Annotated in this window: 3 protein-coding genes; 2 read left to right on the plus strand and 1 reads right to left on the minus strand. The window is 70.5% G+C overall.

The window, feature by feature from the left end; all coding sequences use genetic code 11:
• The first annotated feature begins 314 nt into the window (after nt 1-314).
• Nucleotides 315-494, plus strand: a complete 180-nt coding sequence (locus ACFFNX_RS46035) for a hypothetical protein (protein ID WP_378212664.1) — start codon at nt 315-317, stop codon at nt 492-494.
• A 118-nt stretch (nt 495-612) separates the two neighbouring features.
• On the opposite strand, the gene ACFFNX_RS46040 is transcribed toward ACFFNX_RS46035, so the two are convergent.
• On the minus strand, nt 613-1,989 hold the full coding sequence (locus ACFFNX_RS46040; protein ID WP_378212665.1) for an ABC1 kinase family protein: 1,377 nt from the start codon (nt 1,987-1,989) through the stop codon (nt 613-615).
• Nucleotides 1,990-2,192: 203 nt separating this feature from the next.
• Between ACFFNX_RS46040 and ACFFNX_RS46045 the strand changes: the two genes are divergently transcribed.
• Nucleotides 2,193-2,981, plus strand: coding sequence for an enoyl-CoA hydratase/isomerase family protein (locus ACFFNX_RS46045; RefSeq protein WP_378212667.1), 789 nt, complete (start codon nt 2,193-2,195; stop codon nt 2,979-2,981).
• The last annotated feature ends 207 nt before the right edge of the window (nt 2,982-3,188 follow it).

Genomic DNA, 3,188 nt, shown 5'->3' on the forward strand with positions numbered 1-3,188 from the left:
CAGCCGAGCGCCTGCGTGATCTACTGACAGCCACATAGACCATCAGGTGTTGCGAGGACCCCTGGAATCCGCCATCACGGCCGGGGGTCCCTCGGCGTTCCGGGCGGTCTCTTCGGGGTCCGTGTGCGATCTTGGACGGCACCGTGTGGCCGCCTCCACGACGAAATCGTGCGCTCGCCGCCCCCCGGGGCCCGAAAGTCCTGGCGGAGGCAAGACGTTCGCCAACGTCACCACGTTTCGCTTCCGCCGGGGCGGCCGATCGGTGATGCTTGGAACAGGGGCCGGTCCGGTGACAACGGGACTTTGAACAGGCCTTGGCCGACGAAGAGGGGGCGACCGGCATGGTCAGCTGCACGTCCTGCGGAACCACCGCCGAGTCACCGCTCGGCTGGACCACCGACGTCACCGAGCGGGGCCTGCAGCACCTGTGCGACCGGTGCAGCCGCGACAACATCCGTTCGATCGAGGGACGGCTCGACCCGGCCTACTGGTAGCGGGCGGTGCCGCTTCCGGCCATCGCGACGGTCGCTCGGGGTGCTCCGGCCGGAGGACGCGTCGTCGCCCGGGCGCTTCGGCCGGAGGACGCGTCGTGACGCGGCCAGGCCCGCAGGGTCAGCCGGCGACCTGTTCCTCGTCGACGTCCTCTTCCTCGTCGAACTCCTCGACGTCCTCGTAGTCCTCGACGTCGTCGGCGAAGCCCGGCACCCAGCGCAGGGCCTCGCCGCGGAACGGGCCCTCCGCCTCGAGCTGGCACAGCACGCCCGTGCCGGCCGCGACCACGCGGTGGATCAGCACGTACGACGGCGGCAGGTTGAGCTGGCGCACGACGTTCGTCGGCCGCAGGTCCGTCACGCGTGCGAACTCCTGCCGCAGCCACTCGCGGCTGAACTTGAACGTGTCCTCGATCAGTGGCTCGGCGATCGGGACGATGAACGACCGCAGCGACTCCGCGTCGATCTCGACGCCCTCGCGGATGAAGTCCTCCTCGCGCAGCGCCTTCACGATCTGGTCGATGTCGAGGAGCGTGCCGATCCGCATGAGCACGCCGATGCGCCGGTGGAACCCGCCCGGCAGCCGGTCGACGGCGCCGAAGTCGAGTACGCCCAGGCGCCCGTCCTCGAGCAGCCGGAAGTTCCCCGGGTGCGGGTCGGCGTGCAGCAGACCGCAGCGCGCCGGGCCCGAGAACAGAAAACGGCAGTACAACAGGCCTGCGTGGTCGCGCTGCTCCTGGGTGCCGTCCGCGATGATCGCCGACAGCGGAGTGCCGTCCATCCACTCGGTGACGAGCACGTGGCCCGACTGCGCGACGACGCCGGGGACGTAGATGTCGGGGTCGTCCGTGTACGCCTCGGCGAAGATCTGCTGCGACTCGGCCTCGACCGTGTAGTCGAGTTCCTCGCTGACGCGCTCCTTGACCTCGGCGAGCATCGCCTTCATGTCCAGCCCCGGCATCAGCACCGCGAACAGCCGGCCCAGCCGGGCGAGCTGGTTGAAGTCGCTCAGCAGCGCCTTGCCCGCGCCGGGGTACTGCACCTTGACCGCGACCGTACGGCCGTCGTGCCAGACCGCCTTGTGCACCTGGCCGATGGAGGCCGCCGCGGCCGGCCGGTCGTCGAACTCGGCGAACAGCGACTGCCAGTCCTCGCCGAGCCCCTCGGACAGGACCCGGTGCACCGTACGGGCGGGCAGCGGGGGAGCCGCCTCCTGGAGCCGGGTGAGCGTCGCGCGGTACGGGCCCGCGAGCTCCGGTGGAAGGGCGGCCTCGAAGATCGACAGCATCTGGCCGAGCTTCATCGCCCCGCCCTTGAGCTCGCCGAGTACCTTGAACAGCTGATCGGCCGTACGCTGCTGGATCTCCAACGCGACCAGCTCGGCGGACTTGCCGAAGGTGCGCTTGCCAACGCCGAGGGCCGTACGCCCAGCGAAGCCGATCGGAAGAGACGCCAGTTTGGCGGTCCGCGTCACGGCGCGACGGGGAAGATCGCTCATTCGCCTACCTGCTCGTTCGCGCATCCGTGTGGGGGTGGCACGTCTTTCATTCTGCGTGAGAGACGTCACGCGTCCATACCGATATACGCCAGATGTTCGGCGCGTGCACTCGTGAGCATAGGTGACCTGCCAAATCGCGTAAGTGTGTGCTTTCTCACTAGGGCGTTCACCCGTGGCGTCCCTGGCGCCAATACCCTCCCGGCATGACCGAACAGCTGCGTGTGGATCGGCGCCCCGACGGGATCGTCGTGCTCACCCTCGACGACCCCGCACGGCGCAACGCGATGTCGGAGACGATGACGTCCGCCTGGAGAGAGGCAATCGCGGGCCTCCGGGAGGACGCCGGGGTGCGGTGCGTCGTCGTCACCGGCGCCGGCAGCGCCTTCTCCTCCGGCGGAGACCTGGGCTGGATCGCCGGCCGCAGCCAGGTCGACGTCCCTCCGCTCCGCGATCACATGCTCGGCTTCTATCGCACGTGGCTGTCGGTCCGCGACCTGGAGGTGCCCACGGTCGCCGCGGTCAACGGCGCCGCCGTCGGCGCCGGTCTGTGCCTCGCCCTGGCCTGTGACCTGCGTTACGCCGCCGCCGACGCCAAGCTGGTGGCGCCCTTCACGCGGCTGGGCATCCACCCGGGCATGGCCGCGACGTACCTTCTGCCGGAGGCGGGCGGCCTGCCGCTGGCCCGGGAGATGCTCTTCACCGGCCGCGTGGTGACCGGCGAGGAGGCGGCGGCGCACGGAATGGTCAACCGCGCGGTGCCGCGCGAGAACGTCCTCGACGTGGCACTCGAGATCGCCGGCCAGATCGCCGAACGGGCGCCGGTCGCCACCCGCCTGACCAAGGCCGCCCTGGCCGACGGCGGGCAGCCGAGCCTGGAGGCGGCCCTGCGGTGGGAGTCACTGGCCCAGCCGGTGACCATGGCCTCAGAGGATCTCGCCGAGGGCATCGCCGCGCAGCGAGAGAGGCGCGCACCGAGGTTCACCGGCCGTTAGGACCCGCCTTTAGAGCGTGTGTCCAAGTCCCGCCGTCCGGGACGCTGCGCGGTCCGGGACGCTGCGCGGTCCGGGACGCTGCGCGGTCCGGGACACTGCGCCGCCCAGGGACACTCCCCGCCCAGGGACACCCCCGCCCTCCCAGGGCAGGGTTCCGGCAAAGTCGGGTGTTGCTGGTCAGGTGGTGATTCCGAGGAGTTGTAGGGG

The sequence above is a fragment of the Actinoallomurus acaciae genome, assembly GCF_042429965.1.
Taxonomy (GTDB): Bacteria; Actinomycetota; Actinomycetes; order Streptosporangiales; family Streptosporangiaceae; genus Actinoallomurus; species Actinoallomurus acaciae.

What these genes read in the sequence shown, in the direction of transcription:
- ACFFNX_RS46040 (WP_378212665.1), bottom strand. Translation starts at nt 1,989, where the DNA reads ATGAGCGATCTTCCCCGTCGCGCCGTGACGCGGACCGCCAAACTGGCG.
- ACFFNX_RS46045 (WP_378212667.1), top strand. Translation starts at nt 2,193, where the DNA reads ATGACCGAACAGCTGCGTGTGGATCGGCGCCCCGACGGGATCGTCGTG.